At 60.6% G+C, this 25,025-nt stretch carries 20 protein-coding genes; 16 read left to right on the forward strand and 4 right to left on the reverse strand.

Translation table 11 applies throughout. The annotated features are described in order from the left end of the window. Window positions 1–58 precede the first annotated feature (58 nt). The 3 genes from rsfS (at window position 59) to L888_RS0106110 (ending at window position 3,462) form a co-directional block, all read left to right on the forward strand. Window positions 59–418: a ribosome silencing factor gene (rsfS, locus tag L888_RS0106100; protein ID WP_005844526.1), complete on the forward strand. Its 360-nt coding sequence runs from the start codon at window positions 59–61 to the stop codon at window positions 416–418. Between the two features lie 57 nt (window positions 419–475). Next, complete coding sequence (gene ftsH, locus L888_RS0106105) at window positions 476–2,524, forward strand: ATP-dependent zinc metalloprotease FtsH (RefSeq protein ID WP_005844528.1); 2,049 nt, start codon at window positions 476–478, stop codon at window positions 2,522–2,524. A 65-nt stretch (window positions 2,525–2,589) separates the two neighbouring features. After that, on the forward strand, window positions 2,590–3,462 hold the full coding sequence (locus L888_RS0106110) for a phosphatidate cytidylyltransferase (protein ID WP_027952241.1): 873 nt from the start codon (window positions 2,590–2,592) through the stop codon (window positions 3,460–3,462). A gap of 229 nt (window positions 3,463–3,691) precedes the next feature. Here L888_RS0106110 and lpxB read toward each other — a convergent pair whose 3' ends face one another. Next, complete coding sequence (gene lpxB / locus L888_RS0106115) at window positions 3,692–4,852, reverse strand: lipid-A-disaccharide synthase (protein ID WP_005844532.1); 1,161 nt, start codon at window positions 4,850–4,852, stop codon at window positions 3,692–3,694. A 39-nt stretch (window positions 4,853–4,891) separates the two neighbouring features. Beyond that, entirely contained in the window at window positions 4,892–5,668 is a 777-nt protein-coding gene (gene surE, locus L888_RS0106120) for a 5'/3'-nucleotidase SurE (RefSeq protein ID WP_245594832.1), read from the reverse strand. Between the two features lie 166 nt (window positions 5,669–5,834). Here surE and L888_RS0106125 point away from each other — a divergent pair, with 166 nt between their 5' ends. The 7 genes from L888_RS0106125 to L888_RS0106155 all read left to right on the forward strand — a co-directional run bounded on the left by L888_RS0106125 (window position 5,835) and on the right by L888_RS0106155 (window position 17,210). Beyond that, window positions 5,835–6,599, forward strand: a complete 765-nt coding sequence (locus L888_RS0106125) for a ParA family protein (RefSeq protein ID WP_005844536.1) — start codon at window positions 5,835–5,837, stop codon at window positions 6,597–6,599. A 21-nt stretch (window positions 6,600–6,620) separates the two neighbouring features. Continuing rightward, complete coding sequence (locus tag L888_RS0106130) at window positions 6,621–7,517, forward strand: ParB/RepB/Spo0J family partition protein (protein WP_027952243.1); 897 nt, start codon at window positions 6,621–6,623, stop codon at window positions 7,515–7,517. After that, a complete protein-coding gene (locus L888_RS0106135) occupies window positions 7,518–8,267 on the forward strand; it encodes a DUF5683 domain-containing protein (RefSeq protein ID WP_005844541.1) in 750 nt (249 codons plus the stop codon). It begins immediately after the preceding gene. A gap of 20 nt (window positions 8,268–8,287) precedes the next feature. Further along, a complete protein-coding gene (locus L888_RS0106140) occupies window positions 8,288–9,703 on the forward strand; it encodes a lytic transglycosylase domain-containing protein (RefSeq protein ID WP_027952244.1) in 1,416 nt (471 codons plus the stop codon). 30 nt (window positions 9,704–9,733) lie between these two features. Continuing rightward, the gene (locus L888_RS0106145; RefSeq protein ID WP_027952245.1) at window positions 9,734–12,019 is read left to right on the forward strand and encodes a RelA/SpoT family protein; all 2,286 of its coding nucleotides are present in this window, start codon (window positions 9,734–9,736) and stop codon (window positions 12,017–12,019) included. Window positions 12,020–12,022: 3 nt separating this feature from the next. After that, on the forward strand, window positions 12,023–13,000 hold the full coding sequence (locus tag L888_RS0106150; protein ID WP_027952246.1) for a pectinesterase family protein: 978 nt from the start codon (window positions 12,023–12,025) through the stop codon (window positions 12,998–13,000). A 94-nt stretch (window positions 13,001–13,094) separates the two neighbouring features. Next, window positions 13,095–17,210, forward strand: coding sequence for a pectinesterase family protein (locus tag L888_RS0106155; RefSeq protein ID WP_027952247.1), 4,116 nt, complete (start codon window positions 13,095–13,097; stop codon window positions 17,208–17,210). Window positions 17,211–17,506: 296 nt separating this feature from the next. Here L888_RS0106155 and L888_RS0106160 read toward each other — a convergent pair whose 3' ends face one another. After that, window positions 17,507–17,857, reverse strand: coding sequence for a MerR family transcriptional regulator (locus L888_RS0106160; protein WP_027952248.1), 351 nt, complete (start codon window positions 17,855–17,857; stop codon window positions 17,507–17,509). 194 nt (window positions 17,858–18,051) lie between these two features. Between L888_RS0106160 and alaS the strand changes: the two genes are divergently transcribed. Genes alaS through L888_RS0106180 form a run of 5 tightly spaced genes read left to right on the forward strand, consistent with a single transcriptional unit; the run spans window position 18,052 to window position 22,891 of the window. After that, complete coding sequence (alaS, locus tag L888_RS0106165; RefSeq protein ID WP_027952249.1) at window positions 18,052–20,712, forward strand: alanine--tRNA ligase; 2,661 nt, start codon at window positions 18,052–18,054, stop codon at window positions 20,710–20,712. A gap of 29 nt (window positions 20,713–20,741) precedes the next feature. After that, complete coding sequence (locus L888_RS13450) at window positions 20,742–21,017, forward strand: hypothetical protein (protein ID WP_245594833.1); 276 nt, start codon at window positions 20,742–20,744, stop codon at window positions 21,015–21,017. Continuing rightward, complete coding sequence (locus L888_RS15000) at window positions 21,001–21,129, forward strand: hypothetical protein (protein WP_262489288.1); 129 nt, start codon at window positions 21,001–21,003, stop codon at window positions 21,127–21,129. Before L888_RS13450 ends, L888_RS15000 begins: the two co-directional genes overlap by 17 nt. Before the next feature lie 15 nt (window positions 21,130–21,144). Then, window positions 21,145–22,248, forward strand: a complete 1,104-nt coding sequence (locus L888_RS0106175) for a metallophosphoesterase (RefSeq protein ID WP_027952250.1) — start codon at window positions 21,145–21,147, stop codon at window positions 22,246–22,248. Beyond that, window positions 22,238–22,891 (forward strand): SprT-like domain-containing protein, encoded by a 654-nt coding sequence (locus tag L888_RS0106180; RefSeq protein ID WP_027952251.1) that lies wholly within the window; start codon window positions 22,238–22,240, stop codon window positions 22,889–22,891. The genes L888_RS0106175 and L888_RS0106180 overlap by 11 nt, the downstream gene beginning before the upstream one ends. On the opposite strand, the gene L888_RS0106185 is transcribed toward L888_RS0106180, so the two are convergent. Then, window positions 22,881–24,401, reverse strand: coding sequence for an ATP-dependent DNA helicase (locus tag L888_RS0106185; protein ID WP_027952252.1), 1,521 nt, complete (start codon window positions 24,399–24,401; stop codon window positions 22,881–22,883). The two genes, L888_RS0106180 and L888_RS0106185, sit on opposite strands and share 11 nt — an antisense overlap. Before the next feature lie 100 nt (window positions 24,402–24,501). Here L888_RS0106185 and L888_RS0106190 point away from each other — a divergent pair, with 100 nt between their 5' ends. Then, complete coding sequence (locus tag L888_RS0106190; RefSeq protein ID WP_044248799.1) at window positions 24,502–24,996, forward strand: hypothetical protein; 495 nt, start codon at window positions 24,502–24,504, stop codon at window positions 24,994–24,996. Window positions 24,997–25,025: the final 29 nt, after the last annotated feature.

Genomic DNA, 25,025 nt, shown 5'->3' on the forward strand with positions numbered 1-25,025 from the left:
AAACAAAGTAAACCATACCGGGCATATCGCCCGCGGTATGCCTCATTCACGATTATCCATGACAGAATCAACAAAGCTCGTAGAGACCATTACCCAAGGAATTCAAGAAAAGAAAGGACAGGACATTGTTGTCGTAGACTTGAGCCCGATAGACGGTGCTATCGCCCGTTATTTCGTTATTTGCCAAGGCAACTCGCCCTCGCAGGTCGAGGCTATAGCCGAGTCGGTGGGCGACTTTTGCCGCAAACAGATGGGTGAGAAGCCCGTTGGGGTGAACGGATTGGGCAACAATCAGTGGGTGGCCATCGACTTTGTGGACGTGCTGGTGCACATCTTTCAGCCCGAGGTGCGCGCTTTCTACAACCTCGAAGACCTGTGGGAAGATGCTAAATTAACTAAAATCCCGAACATCGACTGACCTTTGGCACATCGTTTGATAGCCAGCAAGATGATGTAACCATACAACATTCCAACGATGGACAACAACAAAAGACCATTCCCCAACAACAACGACAATCAGCCGAAGATGCCCCGATTCAACATGAACTGGATTTACATCATCATCGCGATTGCCCTGGCCGCCCTGCTTTTTACGGGTGGCGGAGAGTCACTTGCCAAGGGTTCGGGCGCAAGCCGGGAAGCCCAGTACACCGATTTCAAGCAATACGTGGAAAAAGGCTACGCGCAGCGCGTCGTCGTGAACAAGACCGACAACACGCTTCGCATGTATGTCAAGCCCAAATATATCCGCAATGTCTTCCACATGTCGGCCCAGCAGGTGGGCAGCAATCCCTATGTGAGCGTGCAGTTCGGCTCGGTGGACGAGCTGGAACGCTATCTCACCGAGGCGCAGCAAAAGGGCCGTCTGGCCAGTTTCAGCTACAACAATGAGAAGGGCAACGACTTCACGGCCCTGCTCATCAACCTTTCCCCGCTCATCATTCTCTTTGCCCTGCTCTGGTTTTGGGGCCGCCGCATGGGCGGTGCAGCCGGTGGTGGCGGCGTGTTCAGCGTGGGAAAGAGCAAGGCCAAGCTCTACGAAAAGGCCGGCGAACTGGGCGTCACGTTCAAGGATGTGGCCGGACAGGAGGGCGCCAAGCAGGAAGTACAGGAGATTGTGGAGTTTTTGAAGAGTCCGCAGAAGTACACCGACTTGGGCGGAAAGATACCCACCGGCGCCCTGCTCATCGGCCCCCCGGGTACGGGCAAGACGCTGCTGGCCAAGGCTGTGGCCGGCGAAGCCGGCGTGCCTTTCTTCTCGATGTCGGGTTCCGACTTCGTTGAAATGTTCGTCGGCGTGGGCGCGAGCCGCGTGCGCGACGTGTTCTCGCAGGCCAAGCAAAAGGCTCCCTGCATCATCTTCATCGACGAAATAGACGCCGTGGGCCGCGCCCGCTCCAAAAATCCGGCCATGGGAGGCAACGACGAGCGCGAGAACACGCTCAACGCCCTGCTCACCGAGATGGACGGATTCGGCACCAATTCGGGCGTCATCGTGCTGGCAGCCACCAACCGGGTCGACATGCTCGACCAAGCCCTGCTGCGTGCCGGCCGCTTCGACAGGCAGATTCACGTGGACCTGCCCGACCTGGCCGAGCGCAAAGCCATCTTCCAAGTGCACCTCAAACCGCTGAAGACCGACGAGAGCCTCGACATCGACTACCTGTCGCGACAGACTCCGGGCTTCTCGGGCGCCGACATAGCCAACGTGTGCAACGAAGCAGCCCTCATCGCCGCACGCCACGACAAGAAGTCCGTTTCCAAGCAGGACTTCCTCGATGCCGTGGACCGCATCATCGGCGGACTGGAGAAAAAGACCAAGGTCATGACCGCAGAGGAGAAGCGCAGCATCGCCATACACGAGGCCGGACACGCTACCATCAGCTGGTTCTGCCAGCACGCCAACCCGCTGGTCAAGGTCACCATCGTGCCCCGAGGCCAGGCTCTCGGCGCCGCCTGGTACCTGCCCGAGGAGCGCGTCATCACCACCAAGGACGAAATGCTCGACGAAATGTGCGCCATCCTGGGCGGCAGGGCCGCCGAAGACCTCTTCATCGGCCGCATTTCCACCGGCGCCATGAACGACCTGGAGCGCGCCACGAAGAGCGCTTACGGCATGGTTGCCTATGCGGGCATGAGCGACAAGCTGCCCAATATCTGCTACTACAACAACCAGGAATACCAGTTCCAACGCCCCTACAGCGAGACCACGGCCAAGGTGATGGACGACGAGGTGCTGCGAATCATCAACGAAGAGTACGCCCGCGCCAAGCAAATCCTCACCGAGCACCAGGAGGGACACCGACGGCTGGCCGAGCTGCTCTACACCAAAGAGGTGATCTACGCCGAGGATGTGGAGCAAATCTTCGGCAAACGCCCCTGGGTGAGCCGCACCGAAGAGCTGCTGCGCGAGAACAAAGCCCTGGAAGAGGCCAAGGATAAGGCCGAGGAGCCGCGGCTGGAAGACATGCCCGAATCCGTGCGCCAAGCCCAGGCCGAGCACGAGGCGTCCACACAACAGTAAAGCCAAGAGCCTCTCCCCGCCCCCTCGCCGAGGGGAGCCGGGAGAGGCCTTAAACGTATAACACAATGACAGCCAAGCAGAAAAATCTCGTCGTAAGAACCATTACCGGCATCTTGTTCGTCGCCATCATGGTGGCAGGTTTTCTCAATCCCCGGGCCATGACGGCACTCTTCGCCCTCATCACCGGCCTTACCCTGTGGGAATACACGGGGCTGGTGAACGACCGCGTGCCCGAAGTGCAGGTCAACCGCTTCATTTCCACCGTGGCCGGAGTCTATCTCTTCGTGGCCGTGGCGGGCTGGCGCACGGGCCTGGTGAGCAACTTCATCGTGATGGTGCCCTATGTGCTCACCGTCATCTACCTGTTTGTCAGCGAGCTCTATACGGGCAACAAGAACGCCGTGCACGACTGGGCCTACACCATGCTCGGGCAGATGTACATCGCCCTGCCTTTCTCGCTCATCAACATTCTGGCTTTCGAGGTGGCCCCCGACGGCAGCGGCGTGCACTTCGACACCCTGCTGCCGCTGAGCGTCTTCGTCTTTCTCTGGGCCAACGACACCGGCGCCTACTGCTCCGGCTCGCTACTGGGCCGCCACAAGCTCTTTCCCCGCATCTCCCCGGGCAAGTCGTGGGAGGGCAGCATCGGCGGCGGCATCCTCGTGCTCATCGTAGCCGGCGTGACGGGCTGGCTGGCAGGGCAGGGCCCCGAGCCCCACACGCTGGGCATCGTAGGCTGGATGGGGCTGGGCTTGGTGGTGGTGTTCTTCGGCACCTGGGGCGACTTGGTGGAGAGTTTATTCAAGCGCACGCTCGGCGTCAAGGACAGCGGCAGCATCCTGCCCGGCCACGGCGGCATGCTCGACCGCTTTGATTCCTCGCTCATGGCCATTCCCGCGGCCGTGGTCTACCTGTACACGCTCACGCAGTTTGCCTGAGCCAGACGGGCCGCCACCGTGCGGCGCGCCACACTTGGCGGCTTCATGGGCCCGCCATCACGGCGTAATCGCATCGCCGCCACGCCGTAATCGCCGCGCCTTTGCGGCGCAATCGCACCGCCGTTACGGCGTTATCGCCAGGCCATTACGGCGTTGTCAAAATGCAAGAAGGCGTTTCCCTATTTGCGGGAAACGCCTTCTTCGTTGATTGTCAGCCTGTTGCCTCTTCTCATCGGGCCCGTTGCCGCAGCAGTTCCACCATCTGCCGGGCCGCCTCGTCCGAGGCCACACGGTCTCCCAGCCGGCGTCGCACCTCCCCGTAGGCCCGGAGCATCGGCTCGCGGCCGGCCCCTCCGGGCAGGATGCGGGCCAGCTCCTCGCGGATGGACCGCACGCTGAAACGGTCGGCCAGCAGCTCGGGCACCACCTCGGCATCGGCGATGAGGTTCACGAGACTGATGTATTTCACCTTGATGACATGGTCGAAAGCGAAGCGGATGAGCCGCGGCACGGGGGTCTCGTAACACACCACCTGGGGCACGTCGAACAGTGCCGTCTCCAGCGTGGCCGTGCCGCTCGTCACGAGAGCAGCCGTGGCATGGCTGAGCAGCGCATAGGTTTCGTTGCTCACCAGGCGCACGGAGTGGCCGCCGACAAACGGCTCATAGTATGCGTTGTCGATGGACGGGGCCCCAGCCAGCACCATCTGGCAGCCGTCGGGACCGGTGCAACAGGCTGCGGCGGCCTCGATCATGGCGGGCAGATTGTCCTTGATTTCCTGCCGCCGACTACCGGCCAGCAGGGCTATGATGGGCCGTGCAGGGTCGAGGCCGTGGCGTTGGCAGAAGTCGGAAAGCGTTTCGCGATAGCCGTTGCGGAAGCCGCGCACCTCCTCGGCCGTGGGATTGCCCACGTAATGAATCTTGTAATGATGTTTCTCTTCAAAAAAAGGCAGTTCGAAAGGCAGGATGGAGAAGAGCTCGGCCACGTCGCGACGGATGGCCTTGATGCGCCATTCCTTCCACGCCCAAATCTTGGGCGAGATGTAATAGTAGGCCGGAATGTGGGTGTGGGCCCGCAGAAACTTGGCGATGTCGAGGTTGAAGCCCGGATAGTCCACCAGTATCACTACGTCGGGCTGCCAGTCCACGATGTCGCGTTTGCACAGGGCCATGTTGCGAAAGATGGTGCGCAGGTGGAGCAGCACCGGCACAAAGCCCATGTAGGCCAGCTCGCGGTAGTGCTTCACACGGGTGCCTCCCACGGCCGCCATGAGGTCGCCGCCGAAGAAGCGGAACTCGGCCGCCTCGTCGTGCACGCGCAGACGGCACATCAGGTGGCTGGCGTGCAGGTCGCCCGAGGCCTCGCCGACTATCAGGTAATAACGCATTTGCTTGACTTTTAACCGTTTGTCCTTGCGCCCCGGCCCTTATCCGAGGGCGGCGCGCAGCTCGTCCATGCAGGCGTAGGCCGTGACGTCGATCTGCGTGGGCGTAATGGCCACGTAGCCTTGGCGCAGGGCTTCCTGGTCGGTGCCCTCCACGCCGGGCTCGTCGTTCACGTAGGAACCCACCACCCAATAGTAGTCGTAGCCGCGCGGGTGGCGCTCTTTCACGATTTCTTTCATCCAGCGCCCCATCGTCATGCGGCACACTTGGATGCCGCGAAACGTCTCGGCGGCGGGGAAGTTCACGTTCAGGCAGACGCCCTTGGGCAGTCCGTCGGCCAGCACCTTGCGCACGATGCGCTCCACGTAGGGGCGCAGCGGCTCCAGGTTGGCGTTCTCGTCGTAGTAGCAGCTCGAGAAAGCGACGGAAGGAATATACTTCATGCAGCCCTCCTTGGCCGCGCCCATCGTGCCGCTGTAATGATTATTCGTAGTGGAATTGTCGCCGTGGTTGATGCCGCTGAGTATCAGGTCGGGCTGCCGGTCGCGGCAAAACTGGTCGAGAGCTATCTTCACACAGTCCACCGGCGTGCCGCTGCACGACCACACCTCGGTGTCGCCCATGTTGTGGCGCGGCTTGAGACGCAGATAGTCGGTGGCCGAGAAAGCGCACGAGTAGCCCGAACGGGCACTCTCGGGAGCCACGACAAGCACGTCGGCCAGTGGCTTCACGATGTCCACCAGCTTCTTGATGCCGTTGGCATGATAGCCGTCATCGTTGGAGATAAGGATGAGAGAACGTTTGTTTTCTTTGTTCATGATGTTGATTTTGCGGTGCAAAAATACGAAAAAACCTTTAATTATCTTCTTTCTCGCAATAAATATGTATCTTTGCATTCAATACTTATTCGTGCCCGGCAAGCGCGTAAACAGCGGGAAAGGACAGCCTTTCCAGGCCGGGCCAACCAGAAAATCTGAATAAAAAATGGCGAAAATCATTGCTTTAGCGAATCAGAAAGGCGGCGTGGGCAAAACCACGACCACCATCAACCTGGCCGCCTCGCTGGCCACTCTGGAGAAGACTGTGCTCGTGGTCGACGCCGACCCGCAGGCCAATGCCTCCAGCGGACTGGGCGTAGACATCAGTGAAGTGGACTGCTCGCTCTACGAATGTATCATCGACCATGCCGACGTGCGCGATGCAATCTACACTACCGACATCGAGGGGCTGGACATTATTCCCAGCCATATCGACCTGGTGGGGGCCGAAATAGAGATGCTTAACCTGGAGTCCAGGGAGAAAGTGATCAAGAATATCCTCGAGCCGCTCAAGAGTGAATACGACTATATCCTCATCGACTGCTCGCCCTCGCTGGGCCTCATCACCGTGAACTCGCTCACGGCAGCCGACTCTGTCGTCATCCCCGTGCAGTGCGAGTACTTCGCCCTCGAGGGCATCAGCAAACTGCTGAACACGATTAAGATCATCAAGAGCAAGCTGAACCCGAAGCTCGAGATAGAGGGATTCCTGCTGACTATGTATGATTCGCGCCTGAGACTGGCCAATCAGATCTACGACGAGGTGAAACGGCACTTCCAGGAACTGGTGTTCAAGACTGTTATCCAGCGCAACGTGAAGCTCTCCGAGAGTCCCAGCCACGGCCTGCCCGTGATTCTCTACGACGCAGATTCCACTGGAGCCAAGAACCATCTGGCGTTGGCCAAGGAGATTATCGGCAAGAACGTATAAAGGTAAAAGAGAAAAACCATCATGGCAGTACACAAGAAATACAACGCGCTGGGCCGCGGGCTCGACGCTCTTATCTCGACCGAGGCCGTGCGCACCCAGGGGTCGTCGACCATCAACGAGATTCCCGTGGACCAGATAGAGCCCAATGCCGACCAGCCGCGCAGTCTTTTCAACGAGGACGCCCTGCAGGAACTGGCCAACAGCATCCGTGAAATAGGCATCATCCAGCCCATCACGCTGCGGCAGACGGCCGAAAACCGCTTCCAAATCATCGCCGGCGAGCGGCGGTGGCGCGCCTCGCAGATAGCCGGACTGAAGACCGTGCCCGCCTATATACGCACCATCAAGGACGAAAACGTGATGGAAATGGCCCTCGTGGAGAACATTCAGCGCGAGGATCTGAACTCCATCGAAATCGCCCTGGCTTACGAACACCTGCTCGAACAGTCGGGTATGACCCAGGAGAAAGTGTCGGAGCGCGTGGGCAAGAGCCGCACGGCCATCACCAACTACCTGCGCCTGCTCAAGTTGCCGGCCCAGGTGCAGATGTCCCTGCAGAAGAAAGAGATCGATATGGGCCATGCACGGGCCCTGTTGGCCATAGACAGCCCGTCGATGCAACTGAAGCTCTTCCGCGAAATCCTGAAGAATGGGTGGTCGGTGCGCAAGGTGGAGGCGATGGCCCAGCAGCTGAAAAACGGCGAGGACATCGAGAGCGGCAAGAAGAAAATCATGGCCCGCAACCCGCTGCCCGAGGAGTTTAATCTGCTGAAAAACCGCCTGTCCACCTTCCTCAACACCAAGGTGACGCTCTCATGCTCGAGCAAGGGCAAGGGGAAAATCAGCATTCCGTTCAACAACGAACAAGACCTCGAACGCATCATGAACGTGTTCGACAAACTCAAGGAGCAACAATAGGTGAACATCCTGAAGACCGTCCTTTCGTCACTCCTGCTGGCCGGCCCGCTGTGGCCGGCCCCGCTCACCGCCGCTGCCCGGCAGGAGGATGGCGGTGTGCACCGTCTCCCGCCCGCCGGGACGGAGGGAGACACGCTCCGGGCCGACAGCACACGCAGCATGGCGGCCGCCCTGACGCGCCTCGATGCGGCTGCCGCGGCTCCCGCAGACAGCAGCCGCAAGCGGGCCAAACGCGACTGGACCACGTGGCGGCCCACGCCCAAGCGGGCCCTGTGGCTGGGTCTGGTGCTGCCCGGAGCCGGACAGATATACAACCGCAAGTACTGGAAGCTGCCCATCATCTACGGTGGATTTGTGGGCTGCGCCTATGCCATGCGCTGGAATAACATGATGTACCGCGACTACAGCCAGGCTTATCTCGACATCATGGACAGCGACCCGATGACGCAAAGCTACAATCAGTTCCTGCATTTGGGCAATCAGATCACGCCCGAAAACATGGGGCGCTGGCAGGAAATCTTCCGCAAACGCAAGGACCGCTACCGTCGGTGGCGCGACCTGAGCTTCTTCGTGATGCTGGGTGTCTACGCCTTGTCGGTGATCGATGCCTATGTGGACGCCTCGCTTTCAGAGTTTGACGTCTCGCCCGACTTGAGTCTGCACGTGGCCCCCGCCCTCATCGGCGGCGGACCGGAACGCGGCGCCATGCGTGCCGCGGGCATCGGACTACAGTGCAGTCTGACCTTTTAACAAGAACGACAACAAGATTTATGAATTACAAACATATACTGACAGCCGGACTTTTGCTCCTCGGAGGCATGTGCTCCGCACAGGCCCAGACCAACGAGAAGACCATCACTGTGACCGGCGCCAATGGAGAACAGGAAGAGATAGACCTGCCCGAGTCGATGAATCAGGAACTCGACAGCCTGATGAACCTCTACAATGCTAAGACTTTCCTGCGTCCCGACTCGAACTGCAACATGCCCGACGTGAACCCGGTGTACGAGCCCGGCGTGTTCAAAGCACGCTTGGGGCAGCTCCCTACCGTCATTGAAATGCCCTATAACGACATCGTACAGAAGTTCATCGACCGCTACAGCGGCGAGCTGCGCCGCTCGGTGGCCTACATGCTGGGGGCTCAAAACCTCTATATTCCCGTCTTCGAGGAGGCGCTGGAAGCCTACGGGCTGCCGCTGGAACTGAAATATCTGCCCGTCATCGAGTCGGCTCTCAACCCCCAGGCCGTGTCGCACGCGGGGGCTACAGGCCTGTGGCAGTTCATGATTACCACCGGCAAACGCTACGGGCTGGAGGTGAACTCGCTGGTCGACGAGCGCAAAGACCTGGTGAAGGCCTCGTATGCCGCCGCCCACTACCTGAGCGACCTCTATAAAATCTTCGGTGACTGGAATCTCGTCATAGCCGCATACAACTGCGGGCCCGACAAAATCAACCATGCCATCCACCGTGCCAAGGGCGAGAAAGACTATTGGAAGATCTATCCGCGACTGCCGCGCGAGACGCGTGGATACGTCCCTGCTTTCATCGCCGCCAACTACATCATGAACTTCTACTGCGAACACAACATCTGTCCGCTCTACACCACGCTGCCCGCCAAGACCGATACGGTGATGCTTACACGGGATGCACACTTTGAACAGATAGCCCATGTGACGGGCATCAACGTTGAGGAGCTGGAAGATTTGAACCCGCAGTACCGCCGGAACCTCGTCAACGGCAGCACCAAGCCCTCGCCGCTGCGGCTGCCGGCTATGCTCATCAACGACTTTATCGACCGCGAAGACTCGGTCTACGCCTACAACTCCGACCTGTATCTCACCAAGCGCAAGGAGGTGCGAGTGGTCGACGATGCCAGCTATGTGGTGAATCGGAACCAGGTGACACGCATTGCCCGAGGCGGAAACGAGGCCGACGAGGATCTGGACAGTGCCGATGGGGCCAGCGTGAAGAAGTCGGGCGGGCGGCGTTCGTCGTCCCAAGCCCGCAAGAGCCGCAGCTCGAAGCGGCAGCGGCGTGAGCGTTCGAGAAGCGTTACCGTGCGCAACGGCGACACGTTGAGCGAGATAGCCCAGCGCAACCACACCACCGTGAAGAAGCTGCGCAAGCTCAACGGCATCAGCGGGAACACCATTCGGACCGGCAAGAAAATCAAGGTGAAGTAACAATCCCTCCTTACACATATCTATACGACTATGGACGAACAAGAGCTGAAGAGCCGCGAACGTGAGGTTGCCGATAACAAACTCATCACCGATGCCTACAACCGTCTGCTGGAGACCTACCTCAACTCAAACCATCGCAAGAAAGTTGACATCATCGCCAAGGCCTTCAACTTTGCCCGCCAGGCCCACAAGGGGGTGCGACGACTGTCGGGCGAGCCCTACATCATGCACCCCATCGCCGTGGCTCAGATAGCTTGCGAGGAGATGGGGCTGGGCTCGACGAGCATCTGTGCCGCCCTGCTTCACGACGTAGTAGAGGATACTGACTACACCACCGAGGACATCCAGAACATCTTCGGCGAGAAAATCGCACAGATTGTAGACGGTCTTACCAAGATCAGCGGCGGCATCTTCGGCGACCATGCCTCGGCCCAGGCCGAGAATTTCAAGAAACTTCTGCTCACCATGAGCGACGACATCCGCGTGATTCTCATCAAAATCTGCGACCGTCTGCACAACATGCGCACCCTCGACTCCCAGCCGGCCAACAAGCAATACAAGATTGCCGGCGAGACGCTCTATATCTATGCACCGCTGGCCAACCGCTTGGGGCTGAACAAAATCAAGACCGAACTCGAAGATTTGAGCTTCCGCTACGAGCATCCACAGGAGTATGCCGACATCGTGGCCAAGCTCTCGTTCAGCGAGAACCAGCGCAACAAGCTCTTTTCCGACTTTACTGTGCCCATCCGCGCGTCGCTCGACGCCATGGGTTTCCAGTATGTCATCAAAGCTCGGATAAAGAGTCCTTACTCCATCTGGTGCAAAATGCAGAACAAGCACGTCACCTTCGACGAGATTTACGACATTCTGGCCGTGCGCATCATCTTCACCCCGCAGGACCGCAAGAACGAAATCAACGACTGTTTCCGCATCTATGTGGCTCTGAATCAGATTTACAAGAGCCACCCCGACCGTCTGCGCGACTGGGTAAACCACCCCAAAGCCAATGGGTATCAGGCCCTGCACGCCACGATGATGTCGCGTCAAGGACAGTGGATTGAGGTGCAGATACGCTCCGACCGCATGGACGAACTGGCCGAACAAGGCTTTGCAGCACACTGGAAATACAAGGAGGGCGAGGAGACTCGAGACGACGATGAGGAGCTGAACAACTGGTTGAGCACCATCAAGGAGATACTCGACGACCCGCAGCCCGACGCCATGGACTTCCTCGACTCCATCAAACTGAACCTCTTCGCCTCGGAAATCTTCGTCTTCACACCCAAGGGCGAGGTGAAGACCATGCCCGCGGGGTGCACCGTGCTCGACTTTGCTTTCCAGATACACACCTTTCTCGGCAGCCACTGCATCGGGGCCAAGGTGAACCACAAGCTTGTGCCCCTGAGCCATAAACTGAAGAGCGGCGACCAGGTGGAGGTGCTCACCTCCAACTCGCAGCACGTGCAGCCGGCGTGGGCAGGCTTTGTTTCCACCGCCAAGGCCAAGGGAAAGATACAGGCTATCCTGCGTCGCGACAACCGCGAACAGCAGAAAAAGGGCGAGAAAATCCTCGACGAATGGCTCAAGAAAAACGGTCTCGACCTCACCAACACCCTGCTCGACCGCCTGTGCGAACTGCACGACGTGCGCAATCACGAGGCTTTTTTCCTGGCCTTGGGCGAGCACACCATCCTGCTCAGCGACAAGGACATCGAAGAACTCCACGGCAACGGCAGGAAAGAGGGCGGCAGCACGGGCTGGCGCAGATACGTGCCTTTCCTTGGAAAGAACAAGAAAGACAAGGACGACGACGGGCAGACTCCCCCACAGCGCGACCTGCTCATCGTGGGAAAAGACTTCAACAAGAAGAAGCCCTGCGTCATTAGCGAAGACACCATCGGCATGTACATCTTCCCGCAATGCTGTCATCCCATCCCCGGCGACGACATCTTGGGCTTCATCGACGGCAAGAACAGGGTGGAGATACACAAGCGCTCGTGCCCCGTGGCCAGCAAGCTCAAGACGAGTTTCGGGCCTCGCATTCTCGATGCCAAGTGGAACATGCACAAGGAACTCTTCTTCGACGCCACGATAGAAGTGCATGGCATCGACCGAAAAGCCATGTTGCACGACGTGGCCGAGGTCATATCCAACAAGATGAACGTGAACATTCACAAGGTGAGCTTCACTGCAAATCAAGGCATTTTCGGAGGCACCATCGAGATTCGCGTGCACGACCGCGACGAGGTAAAAGTCATCATGGCCCGCCTCAAGAAGATTCCCGACCTGAAAGAAGTGCAACAAATCATCTGAACCATGGCCAAAACGTTCCTGCTTCTGCTGGCCCTCGCAGCCCTGCTGCCCGTTGGCGCAGCCAACAAATACGACAATCCCGACACGCTGTTTGTGGCCCGCGACGGAACGGCTGAGTTCCGAACTATCGGCGAAGCCCTTGAAGTGTGCCGCGCTTTCATGGAATACCACAAGGTCATCTTCGTGAAACGGGGCACCTACAAGGAGAAGCTCGTGGTGCCCTCGTGGCTCACCCACATTGAGATTTGCGGCGAAGACCGCGACCACACCATCATCACCTACGACGACCACGCCAATATCCGCCGGCCGGAGACGGGGTTGCCCATGGGCACTTTCCGCACCTACACGCTCAAGATAGAGGGCAGTGACATCACGCTCAGGAACCTCACAATCGAGAACAATGCCGCCCTGCTGGGCCAAGCCGTAGCCCTGCACACCGAGGGCGACCGTCTGGTCTTCGTCAACTGCCGCTTCCTGGGCAATCAAGACACCGTCTACACCGGGGCCGCCGGCACGCGCCTCTACTTCAAGGACTGCTACATCGAGGGCACCACCGACTTTATTTTCGGGCCCAGCACGGCATGGTTCGAGCACTGCACGGTACACAGCAAGGCCAACAGCTACGTCACTGCCGCCTCGACGCCCGCCTCGCAGCCCTACGGCTACGTCTTCAGCCACTGCCGTCTGACCGCCGCCCCCGAAGCCACGCAGGTGTACCTCGGCCGGCCATGGCGGCCTTATGCCTACACCTTATTTATATATAGCGACCTCGGGCGGCACATCCGCCCCGAGGGATGGCACAACTGGAACAATGCCGACAACGAGCGCACGGCCCGCTATGCCGAGTTCGGCAACACGGGCGCAGGGGCTTCCACCGCCGGCCGCGCCCCCTGGACCCGGCAGCTCAGCCGCAAGGAGGCGGCAGCCGTCACCCCGGCCCGCGTCTTCGACAGCCACACGACGTGGCTGCCCGCCGAGTGATCGGGCGGCGCACGGCCCGCCCGTCGTCCGCCCCGCACCCGTCTGTCCCCGACCGAAACTTTTTCCACAACTACTTAAATAAACCTTTCAACACATGCAATTCAAGACTCTCCTGGTCCTGGCAGCGTCAGGACTGTGCTGCCCCACATGGGCGCAGGCGCCGGCATTTCCCGGTGCCGAAGGCAACGGCCGCTACACCACGGGCGGCCGCGGCGGCAAAATCGTGCACGTCACCAACCTGAACGACAAGGGCACAGGCTCCTTGCGCGCCGCCGTGAGCGGCAACGGCAAGAAGATGGTGGTGTTCGACGTGGGTGGTGTCATCGCCCTGGCGTCCGACCTCAAGATAGGCGCCAACACCACTATCCTGGGCCAAACGGCTCCCTACCCCGGCATCACGCTGCGCTACTACACCGTGGAGCCCGGCTCAAACAACATCATTCGCTTCATCCGCGTGCGCCGCGGGCAGGAGAAAAACGTGAACGACGGGGCCGACGCCATCTGGAACCGGCACCTCACGGGCGTGATGCTCGACCACTGTTCGTTCTCCTGGAGCATCGACGAGGTGGCCTCGTTCTACGACAACAACAACTTCACCATGCAGTGGTGCACCGTGGGCGAGAGCCTGAACAACGCCGGACACGGCAAGGGCGCCCACGGCTACGGCGGCATCTGGGGCGGCAAACTGGCCAGTTTCCACCACAACATGATTGCCCATGTGAACAACCGCGCACCCCGGTTCAACGGCGCCCGCTACAACTGGACGGGCTACACGGCCAACGCCGAGTACGCCAAACATGGCTGGCAGAACGCCGTACAGGCAGAGAATGTGGACTTCCGCAACTGCCTTGTCTTCGACTGGGGCGGCGGCGGATGCTACGGAGGGCCCGGCGGCGGCTACATCAACATGGTGAACAACTACTACAAGGCCACGCCCGAAACCAGTGCCAAGGACCGCGTGACACAGGTTTCGGTGGCCAATTCCACCACCTCTTCCGACGACAAGACCTATCTCGACATGACCAGCCGCTACTTCATCAGCGGCAACTACGTGCATGGCTACGGCGCCGACTACGACTGGCGGGGCGTGAAATACGACAGCGGCGTGCAGACCATCGGCGGCCAGCCCTACACGCGCGACTCGCTCTACGCCTACGGCCGCGACGTGGCCCACGTGCGAAATGCCGCCGGCGTGCCCTGTGTCAGCATCAAGCTCGACACGCCCCACGCCCCTGCCGGCGAGGTGACCACCCACAGCGCCGAACAGGCCTACGCCAAGATTCTGGCCTTCGGCGGCGCGTCGCTCTTCCGCGACGACGTGGACCATCGCTACATGACCGAGGCCCGGAGCGGCACCTCCACCTACACCGGCTCGAAGACACGCGTCAAAGGCCGCGTGGACGTGGTGGCCGACGTGGACGGCTACACCGAGAAGAACTTCCCCAAAGGCTCCCGTCCCGCAGGTTTCGACACCGATGGCGACGGCATGCCCGACGCTTGGGAGACGGCCAACCGCCTGAATCCCAACGACCCGGCCGACGCATCGGCCTCCACGCTCGATGCCAAGGGCTACTATACCAACCTTGAAGTCTATGCCAACGCCCTCGTCGAAGACATCGTGCGAGGCGGCAACGCCGACGCGCAGACCGCCGTGGACGAATACTTCCCCGGCTGCCAGAAGGCCAGCGGCATGGACTACTACACCGGGCGGCTGGTGGAACGCGTGACCGAACAGGACACCACGAAGACCGACACAACCGACAACGTGCACGAAATGGCCATCTACTCCACCACCTTCACCGACTGGACCGACGCCAAGGCCACGGCCACGGAGTCGACCGTGGCGAAGACCACGCGCTACAGCCACGAGCCGCTCAGCTTCACGCTCTACGACACACAGGTGAGTTCCACCAACCAAAACCCCGCCAAGTTTCCCAATTGGGCGGGCGGATACCTCATGTGCAGCAAGAGCAAAGACCCTTACGTGGCAACCTCTCCGCTGGCCAGCATCACCAAGGTGCACTTCATCCACGGGGCCACGGGCAGCAACCGCGGCTGGAAGCTGGAGGCCAAGGGCGACGGCGACGCCGACTGGGTGACGCTGAGCGAGGCCGTTGCCGCCAAGCCCGCGGGCACGGAGGTGACCGTCGAGGTGAACCGCACCAACTGCCGGCTGCGCTTTACCAATCTGAACGGCACGCAAAACGCCTACCTCTTCCAGCTCGACATCTACGGAAAAGTGCACATGGGCGACACGCCCATGCCCCAATACACACTCACTTACTACGACACCGACGGCACCACCGTGCTGGGCACGCAGCGCGTGGAGCAGGATGCCGCCATCGGTAGTTTCGCCTACGGCAGTGCCGACGCCACGGTGGCCGAGGGCTGTGTGTTCCGCGGCTGGTTCAAGGCTGCCCGGGGGTCGGGCAACCGCAAGTACACCGTGGCCGACGCCGTGACGGCCGACATGGCCCTCTACGCCGTGGCCACCGAGCGCGAAGGGCAGAGCACCACGCGCCGATATGTCTTCGACCTGACCGACCGCTACTTCTACGACGAAGACCACGAGGCCTTCCAGCTCGTGGGCGCGGGCCGCTTCCACGACAGCAACCACGGCTGGCAGATGGCCAAGGGCGACTCGCTCCACCTGCTTGTGGGCGGCAACGCCTACATCATGGTCCGGCTGTGCCAGTATGGCAGCGCGGCCAACGTGCGCCTGCTCGACGGTCAGGACCGGCTGCTCACCACCATCAGCACCCCGGCCGCCAAGGACGGAGCCGTGGCCTCCTACTACTACCAAGGCCCGGCCGGCCGCCTCACGCTGGTGTTCGACGGGGCTCCTTACGTGCATGCCATCACCATGGCCAACGTGCAGGAGGCCGCCGTGGCCAAGAATGCAGCCGGATACTACGTGGTGAAGGCCGGCGACGCCGACAACCTGCTCACCACGCTCGACGTGGCCAATGCCACTGCCGGCGAGGCCCGCACCTACATTTTCCTGCCCCGCGGACGCTACGACCTGGGCGAGAAGACGCTCACACCCATCGCGGGCGACAACATTTCCATCATCGGTGAAGACCGCGACGGCACCGTCGTGGTGAACGCACCCAAGGTCGAGAACGAGGGCATCGGCCGCACGGCCACCTTTCTCATCACCGGCCGCAACGCCTATTTGCAGGACCTCACCCTGCAAAACGCACTCGACTACTACGCCAGCGGCAACGCCGGGCGCGCCGTCGTGATACAGGACAAAGGCCACCGAACCATCTGCAAGAACGTGCGCCTGCTGTCCTATCAAGACACTTACTACAGCAATGCCGACGGCCAGTACTATTTCGAGGACGGCGAGATACACGGCACCGTGGACTTCATCTGCGGCAGCGGCGACGTGTTCTTCCGCCGCGTCACGCTGGTGAGCGAGTCGCGCTCGGCCGGCAGCAAGACGGGCAGCAACGTCATTGCCGCCCCCTATCCCGGCGGCAGCGTGGCCCATGGCTACGTGTTCGACAGCTGCACCGTGGTGAACCGGGCCAAGGAGCTGAGCCTGGGCCGCTCGTGGGGCGGGCAGTCGCGCCTGGCGTGGCTCAACACCACGCTCATGCAGCCCGCCGAAATCGTGGCCACGCGCTTCACCGCCCGGGGCATGAACACCCCCGCCTACAGCTTTAAAGAGTATGCTTCGGTAGACAGCAAAGGCACCGTAGTGACCCCCGCCAGCAACGTGGTGACCTTCACAAAAGGCGACGACAGCCGCACCTACGACACCACCCTCGCCACCGACGAGACCGGGCAGTATGCGCTGGCAGCCGTCTTCCCCGACTGGAACCCACAGGCCCTGGCCGCACAGGCCGCCACCACAGGCCTCGTGCGCTCGGCCAACCGCCTCACGTGGAATGCCGCCGAGGGTGCGCCCGGCTATGCCGTCTTTGCCGACGGCGTGTTCCAAGGCATCACGACCACGCCCTCCTTCGAGGCCCCGAGCGGCGCAACACGCTGCACCGTGCGCACGGCCAACGCCATGGGCGGCTTCGGCCCGGCCCAGAGCGTGGGCGGCGCCACGGCCGTGCAGTCGGCTGCAGCCGGGGCCATCGCCCGCTACTACTCGCCCTCGGGCGTGCAGCTGGCACAGCCCCGGCGCGGTCTCAACCTACGCGTCAGCACGTTGCCCGACGGCCGGCAGCTCACGGAGAAAGTGATGGTGAGATAGACCGGCACCACCAAACAAAACCAATCGCGGCATGAAACCTTGGGTTTCATGCCGCGATTCATTGTGGGAAGATCTGCCCCGAACGGGCCCACGTTTTCCCCGCAAACAGCCATCGCCTTTTCTCCACGCCGCAAACACCTGGCCATCAGGCCGTAAACGCGATGCGAACACGCCGCAAACGCGCGGCGAAAAAGCCGTCATCGCCGCGCCTTAAACCCGCCGACGCAGAGTCCGCGCACGGCAGACAGCGAGGCACACCCCGTTGGGCGGTCCGGCGCGGCGGCGCGCGGCGGCCGTCAGACAATGCCGTCGAGATGCCGTTTCAGCTCTTTCAGCTGGTCGCGCACGCCGGTGAGCGTCTCCAATATCTCGGAACTGCGCTCGGCGCTCGCCCGGTTTTCGTGCATGTACTTGCGGGCGGCGGCAATCTTGAAGCCGCGCACCTTGATGAGATTGTAGATGACCTTTATCTCGTCGATGTCTTTCTCGGTGTACTGCCGCACCTTGGTCAAGGCCACCGTCTTGGGCCGCAGGTTGGGAAATTCGGTCTCCCAGTAGCGCAGCGTGCTCTCGTTCACGCCTATCATCTGCGCCACTTCCTTGATGGAATAGTAGAGTCTGGTGGGGGGTGTTGTCTTCAATGCCATAGCGGATTTGCTTTTATCTTGTGCAAACTTACGAAAAAACGGCGTAACAGCCACCGTTTTTGCCAAGAATCTGCGGCCGCCGTCCCGTGCCCGTTTACAAATAATCGCGGGAGCCGCCCGTCGGTCTGCAATCTTTTTAGTAACTTTGCAACGGAATTTTCAGAACATAAAAACAACAAAAGCATAATAGCAAGATGATGACAGCAAACGAAATCCGCGACTCGTACAAGAAGTTCTTCGAGTCGAAAGGACACGTCATCGTTCCGTCTGCCCCGATGGTAATCAAGGACGACCCGACGTTGATGTTTACAAATGCAGGTATGAACCAGTGGAAAGACGTCATTCTTGGCACCAAGGATCCCGCGCCACGCCGCCGCACCGACTCGCAGAAGTGTCTGCGCGTGAGCGGCAAACACAACGATTTGGAAGAGGTGGGGCACGACACCTACCACCACACCATGTTCGAGATGCTGGGCAACTGGAGTTTCGGCGACTACTTCAAGGAGGGCGCCATCGACTATGCCTGGGAGTATCTGGTGGATGTGCTCCACCTGAATCCGGCCGATCTCTACGTCACTGTCTTCGAGGGCGCACCTGAAGAAGGCATTGCACGCGACGAGGAGGCCGCCCGCTACTGGGCCAAGCACGTGCCTGCCGACCACATCATCAACGGCAACAAGCACGACAACTTCTGGGAAATGGGCGACACAGGGCCCTGCGGACCCTGCACCGAGATACACGTAGACTCCCGCCCCGACGAGGAGAAGGCCCTCGTGCCCGGCCGTGAACTCGTGAACAAGGACAACCCGCAGGTCATCGAAATATGGAACGTGGTGTTCATGCAGTTCAACCGAAAGGCCGACGGCACGCTGGAACCGCTGCCCATGCACGTCATCGACACCGGCATGGGATTCGAGCGACTGGTGCGCATGCTACAGGGCAAGCACTCCAACTACGACACCGACATCTTCCAGCCCATCATCAAAGAAATCGAGGCCCTCTCGGGCAAGACATACGGCTTCACCACGCCCACGGGTCCACAGGGCGGCGAAGCCAGTGCGCAGGAGAAGACAGACGTGGCCATGCGCGTGGTGGCCGACCATCTGCGGGCCGTGGCTTTCAGCATTGCCGACGGCCAGCTGCCCGGCAATGCCAAGGCTGGCTACGTCATTCGCCGCATCCTGCGCCGTGCCGTGCGCTACGCCTACACCTTCCTCGACCAGAAAGAAGCCTTCATCTACAAGCTGGTCAACGTGCTCGTGCAGGAGATGGGCGAGGCCTATCCCGAGCTGCCGGCACAGCGAGAGCTCATCAGCCGCGTGATGAAAGAGGAGGAAGACAGCTTCCTGCGCACGCTCGAGAAAGGCATCCAGCTGCTCAACGCCGACATGGACACCCTGCGCAGCCAGGGCCGCAACCAGCTCGATGGCGTGAGTGCTTTCCGTTTGTTCGACACCTATGGCTTCCCCCTCGACCTCACAGAACTGATTTGTCGGGAGAACGGATTCACCGTAGACGCAGCCGGTTTCGACGCTGAAATGGCCAAGCAGAAAGCCCGCGCCCGCAACGCCGCCGCCGTGGAGAACGGCGATTGGGTGATGCTGCGCGAGGGCGATCAGGAGTTTGTGGGCTACGACTACACCGAGCACGAGTGCCACATCCTGCGCTATCGCAAGGTGACGCAGAAGAAAACCACCTTCTTCGAGCTGGTGCTCGACCACACGCCGTTCTATGGAGAGATGGGCGGACAGGTGGGCGACCAGGGCGTGCTCGTGTCCGAGACGGAGACCATAGACGTCATCGACACCAAGCGCGAGAACAATCAGAGCATTCATATCGTCAGGCAGTTGCCCCAGGAACCCACCGCAGACTTCATGGCCTGCGTGGACACGGACAAGCGCAACGCCAGCGCCGCCAACCACACAGCCACCCATCTGCTCGACTATGCCCTGAAACAAGTGCTCGGCGACCACGTGGAGCAGAAAGGTTCGTTCGTGAGCCCCGACACGCTGCGCTTCGACTTTGCCCACTTCCAAAAGGTGACCGACGAGGAGTTGCGCCAGGTGGAGCGGCTCGTCAACCGGATGATTCGCGAGGACTATCCCCTCGACGAGCATCGCGACACGCCCCTCGAGGAAGCCAAGGAGATGGGGGCCGTGGCGCTCTTCGGCGAGAAATACGGCGATAAAGTGCGCGTAGTGCGCTTCGGCCCGAGCTGCGAGTTCTGCGGTGGCATCCATGCCCGCAGCACGGGACGTATCGGATTCTTCAAGATTGTGGGCGAGAGCAGCGTGGCAGCAGGCGTTCGCCGCATCGAGGCCATGACGGGACAGACCTGTGAGGAGGCCCTCTACGCCCTCGAAGACACGCTGAAATACGTGCGCAGCATGTTCAACAACGCCAAGGATCTGCAGTCCACCGTGTGCAAATACATCGAGGACAACACCGCGATGAAGAAAGAGATAGAGGGCTTCCGCGCCCAAGCCGTGGACCGCACGGCCAAGGCTCTCGTCGAGCGCGTGCAGACAAAGGGCGGCGTGAACGTAGTGAAGGCCGTGATTCCAGTCGATCCGGCATCGGCCAAGGACATCGTGTTCAAGGTGCGTGAGCGGCTTCCCGAGAAACTCGTTTGCGTGTTGGGCTCCGTCCATGACGACAAGCCCATGCTCTCGGTCATGCTTTCCGACGACATGGTGAGCGAGGGCAACCTCAACGCCGGCAAGATGGTGCGTGAGGCCGCACGGCTCATTCAGGGCGGCGGCGGCGGTCAGCCCCACTATGCCCAGGCCGGCGGAAAGAACGCCGACGGCCTTTCGGCCGCCGTCGACAAGGTGATCGAGCTGGCCCAATTGTAGGGTCGGCTGCCTCCTTATACCGCGAAGCCATGTTTGAAGAAGACATCCATCGTTACGACCTGCTGGCCAAGGAATACGTCCGGCAGGTGGTGGAGCCCATGGGAAAAGCCGGATTCCAGAAGTATTCGGAGATTATGCTCTCGTGCCACAGCTGTGGCATCGAGGGCTCTTCGTTCTCTGTAGACGACACCCGGGCCCTCTTCGAGGAGGGGCCTGGGCTACCGGCCCGTGGGCAAATCGCTGCTGGAATGTCTGGAAATGGCCGACCATTTTGCCGCCTACGAGTGGATGCACAGCCAGCTTGACCACGCTTTCGACGTGGAGCTGGTGCCCTTTTTCTTCAAGGCTGCCATGGAACAGATGCACGACGAACTGGAACAGAAACTGCAAAGAGGCCGCGACCTGTTCTTCTTTTAAAACATATTCAACAACATGTGGAGACTTGTTTTTCTTGTGCTGCCGCTGGCCGGTATCACCTATAGCTTCTGGCGCACATGGCATATCCTGCCGCTGCCGCAGACCTACAAGTGGATTGTGCTGGCGGTGCTGGGCTTTTGCGTGTTCCTGCTCTTTGCCAACTTCGGCTTTTTCCATATTGACCGATGGCCCATGCCGCTGGCTACGGCCTCCTACGAGGTGGGCAACTCCAGCCTTTTTGTGATGCTCTATGCCGTGCTACTCTATCTGGCGCTCGACCTGGGGCGGCTCGTCTACCTCGTGCCGCGCAGCTTTCTCCATGACAGCTGGCGGGGCACGCTCACGGTGGCGGGCGTGCTCGTCGTCGTGTTTGCCTATGGCTACGTCCATTATATGAACAAGGTGCGCGTGCCGCTAGAGCTACACACGGCCAAAGCCACGCCCGAAGCCCGGACCATCGTCATGTTGTCCGACCTGCACATCGGCTACCACAACCAGCGACCTGAGCTGGCCCGGTGGGTCGATCTCGTCAATGCGGAGCGCCCCGACCTGGTACTCATCGGCGGAGACATCATGGACGGCCACATGAGACCGCTCTGGGAGCAGGGCATGGCACAGGAATTCAGGCGCATCCAAGCCCCCGTAGTGGCCTGCTTGGGCAATCATGAATACTTCGGCGGCGAGCGCGAGGCCGAGGCTTTCTACCGTGAGGCCGGCATCACACTGCTGCGCGACTGGGCCGTCACCGTGAAAGGCATCAACATCATAGGCCGCGACGACCGCACCAATGCCCACCGCAAGCCCCTGGTCCAGCTCATGCTGGGAGTCGACCGGAGCCGCTACACCATCCTGCTCGACCACCAACCCTATCATCTTGAAGAGGCACAACAGGCCGGTGTGGACTTCCAACTGAGCGGCCACACCCACTACGGGCAGCTGTGGCCCGTCAGTTGGATAGTGGATTTAATCTATGAAAAAGCCTACGGCGGGCTGCAAAAGGGCCGCACCCAATACTATGTGACCAGTGGTATAGGCATCTGGGGCGGCAAGTTCCGCGTGGGCACACAGTCGGAATACGTCGTGGCCCGACTGCAAAAAGGAGCCCAAGATGCAGATTGACATGGGCTGGCTGCGGGAGAATTTCGCCCGCTTCAACACCCGCTACTTCTCCGACACGCTGCCTGTGCCCCGCTTTCATGTGGGGCACTCGCGCACAAGGCTCGGCTCCATGTCGTTCAAACGCAAGGTTCAACCCTTTGGACGCACCCGGCACTACGACTTTTCCATCTCGCTGAGCAACTTCTATGACCAGACGGAATACCAGTTCCAGAGCGTGCTGCTCCACGAAATGATTCACCTGAGCATTGCTTACAGCGGCATCAAGGACACGTCGCCGCACGGCGTTGTCTTCCGCGGCATGATGCAACGACTCAACCGAGAGGGTTGGAACATCCGGGTAATGACCTCCACTAAAGGCTACAAGAAAGCCCATGCAGGCTCTGCCACCGTCATCAGCCAGTACTTGGTGCTGGCCATCGAGACGCGCGACGGGTATCATTTCCTCTCTTCTGTCAATCCCAAATTTGCCCGCGAGCTTCACGCCAAACTGCATTCGGCCCGCGAAATTACCCACTTTGCTTGGTTCACCACCTCAGACCACTGGTTCGAGGACATGCCCAAGGTGCGCAGTCTGCGTGGCCGCCGCGTCACCCCGGAGGTCTACACCGACAAGACTGCGGCCATGACACCCGTCAGTTTCTAAGTGGCACGCGGTGTTCGCCCTCGTCCACCTGCGTCATCGGCCAGTTCACCAGAAAGAGTTTGGACGTGGCACGGGTGAAGGCGGTGTAGAGCCAATGGATGTAGTCGGGGGTGAGCATGTCGTCGGTCATGTATCCTTGGTCCAGATACACGTGCTGCCACTGCCCGCCCTGCGCCTTGTGGCAGGTCACGGCATAGGCAAATTTCACTTGCAGGGCATTGAAATAGATGTCCTTGCGCAAGGCTTTCAGGCGGTCGGCCTTGGTGGGCAGGTCGGCATAGTCGGCCATCACCTGGTCATAGAGCTGCCCGATCTGCTCGCGTGTGAGGGCCGGCGCATCGGTGGAGAGCGAGTCCATGATGACCGTGAGCTGCATCTCGAAGTCGTCGTAATCGGGAAAAAGCAGCGTCACGTCGGCGAAGCGGAACCCGTAGAAGTCGCGCACGTTGCGGATGCGCTGCACCCGAGCCCGGTCGCCGTTGGCCAGAAAGGCGGGCCCCGACAGAGCCGAGGGTTCGCCGCCCTGCCCCACAGGTTGCCGGGGCTGCAGCCCGTCGGCGGCCGTCGCGGCGGCCAACCGCTCTGTCCAGAAGTAATTGTTGCGCACCACCATGAGCATGTCGCCCGAGCAGAGCTCGTCGTCGCGGTCGATGACACGGTTGCGAATGCCCTGGTTGTACACGTTGGCCCACTTGTTGGAGCGCGTCACCACGATGGTTTCGTCAATGCCCACCTCAGCGTAGCTGGACGCAAGGCTCTCGATGAGCTCGTTGCCGGGCAGCCGCACCACGTCGGCAAACCCGTCGAACACGATGCGGGGCAGCTCGGTGGCCTCGTCGTGGGTGATGAGATGACGGATGAAAGTGGCGTTGTAGAGGATGCCCGACTCGCGGCTCTGACGCAACACGGCGTTCAGGTCGCACTCGTACACGCGCAGTCCGTAGCCGCCAAGCACACCGGCGCTGAGGGCAGGGGCCTCGGCCTCGCCCACGGGAGGCAGCTGCGCGCTGTCGCCAATGAGCATGAGCCGGCAGTTCTCCCCGCTGTAGACATACTGCACCAGGTCGTCGAGCAGACTGCCCGAGCCGAATGCACTCCCGTCCGTGGGAATGCTGCTCACCATCGAAGCCTCGTCGACCACGAAGAGCATGTCGCGATAACGGTTGTCGTTCAGGCAGAACTGCCCGTCGATTCCTTGATAGGCTTTCTCGCGATAGATGCGCCGGTGCACGGTGTAGGCCGGCAGACCGCTGCCCAGCGACAGCACCTTGGCCGCCCGGCCCGTGGGCGCCATGAGCGTGAGTTTCTGCCCAAGCCGGTGCAAAGTGCGCATCATGGCCCCGGCCAACGACGTCTTTCCCGTGCCGGCCGAGCCCCTGAGAACCATTGCCACGCGCTCCCCGCGGTCGGCCAGGAAGCGGCCAAAAGTGCGTAGGGCCAGCAGCTGGTCGGGGGTGGGCTCGAAGCCGAACTCCTCCTTGATGCGGTCAATAAATTCTGCTATCGTCAACGAATTTCGTCTTTAGTGGGCTGATTTCAAATTGTTATTGCTAACTTTGCAAGGCCATTACGGCTTTTTCACAGACAAAGGTAACGATAAAAAACGAGAAATGAAGTCCGGTCTGAAGAATAACTTCAAAAACATCCACCTGCTCACGGTCTGCACGCTGGTGCTCTGCGCCATTTGTTTTCTGAGCGTCTACAGCCCCATCCGCTTTGAACGCGAGCGGACGCAGCGCGAGCAGACCGTGAAGCAGCGGCTCGTGCGCATCCGCACGGCCGCGGAAGCCTACAAGGCCCGGCACGGTGTCTATGCCGACCGACTGGACAAACTCGTGCACGCCGGGCTGTTGCCCGACTCGCTGCAGCGCATTCCCTATGCCGGCGGCAAGCGGTTTGCCCTCTTCACCACCACCATCACGGGCAAGAGCGGACGGCACATCCCTCTCATGGAGTGCAGTGCCGGCTATGCCGACTACCTGCAGGGGCTCGACCCCGACGCCGTGGCCGCCCTCACCCGCGAGGCCAGCCAGGCCGGGCGCTTCGCCGGACTGAAGATAGGCGACCTCGCCGCCCCCAACAACAATGCCGGCAACTGGGAGTAGACTCCCGACTGCCGGCCCATCCATCACAA

The organism is Hallella seregens ATCC 51272, assembly GCF_000518545.1.
Lineage (GTDB): Bacteria > Bacteroidota > Bacteroidia > Bacteroidales > Bacteroidaceae > Prevotella > Prevotella seregens.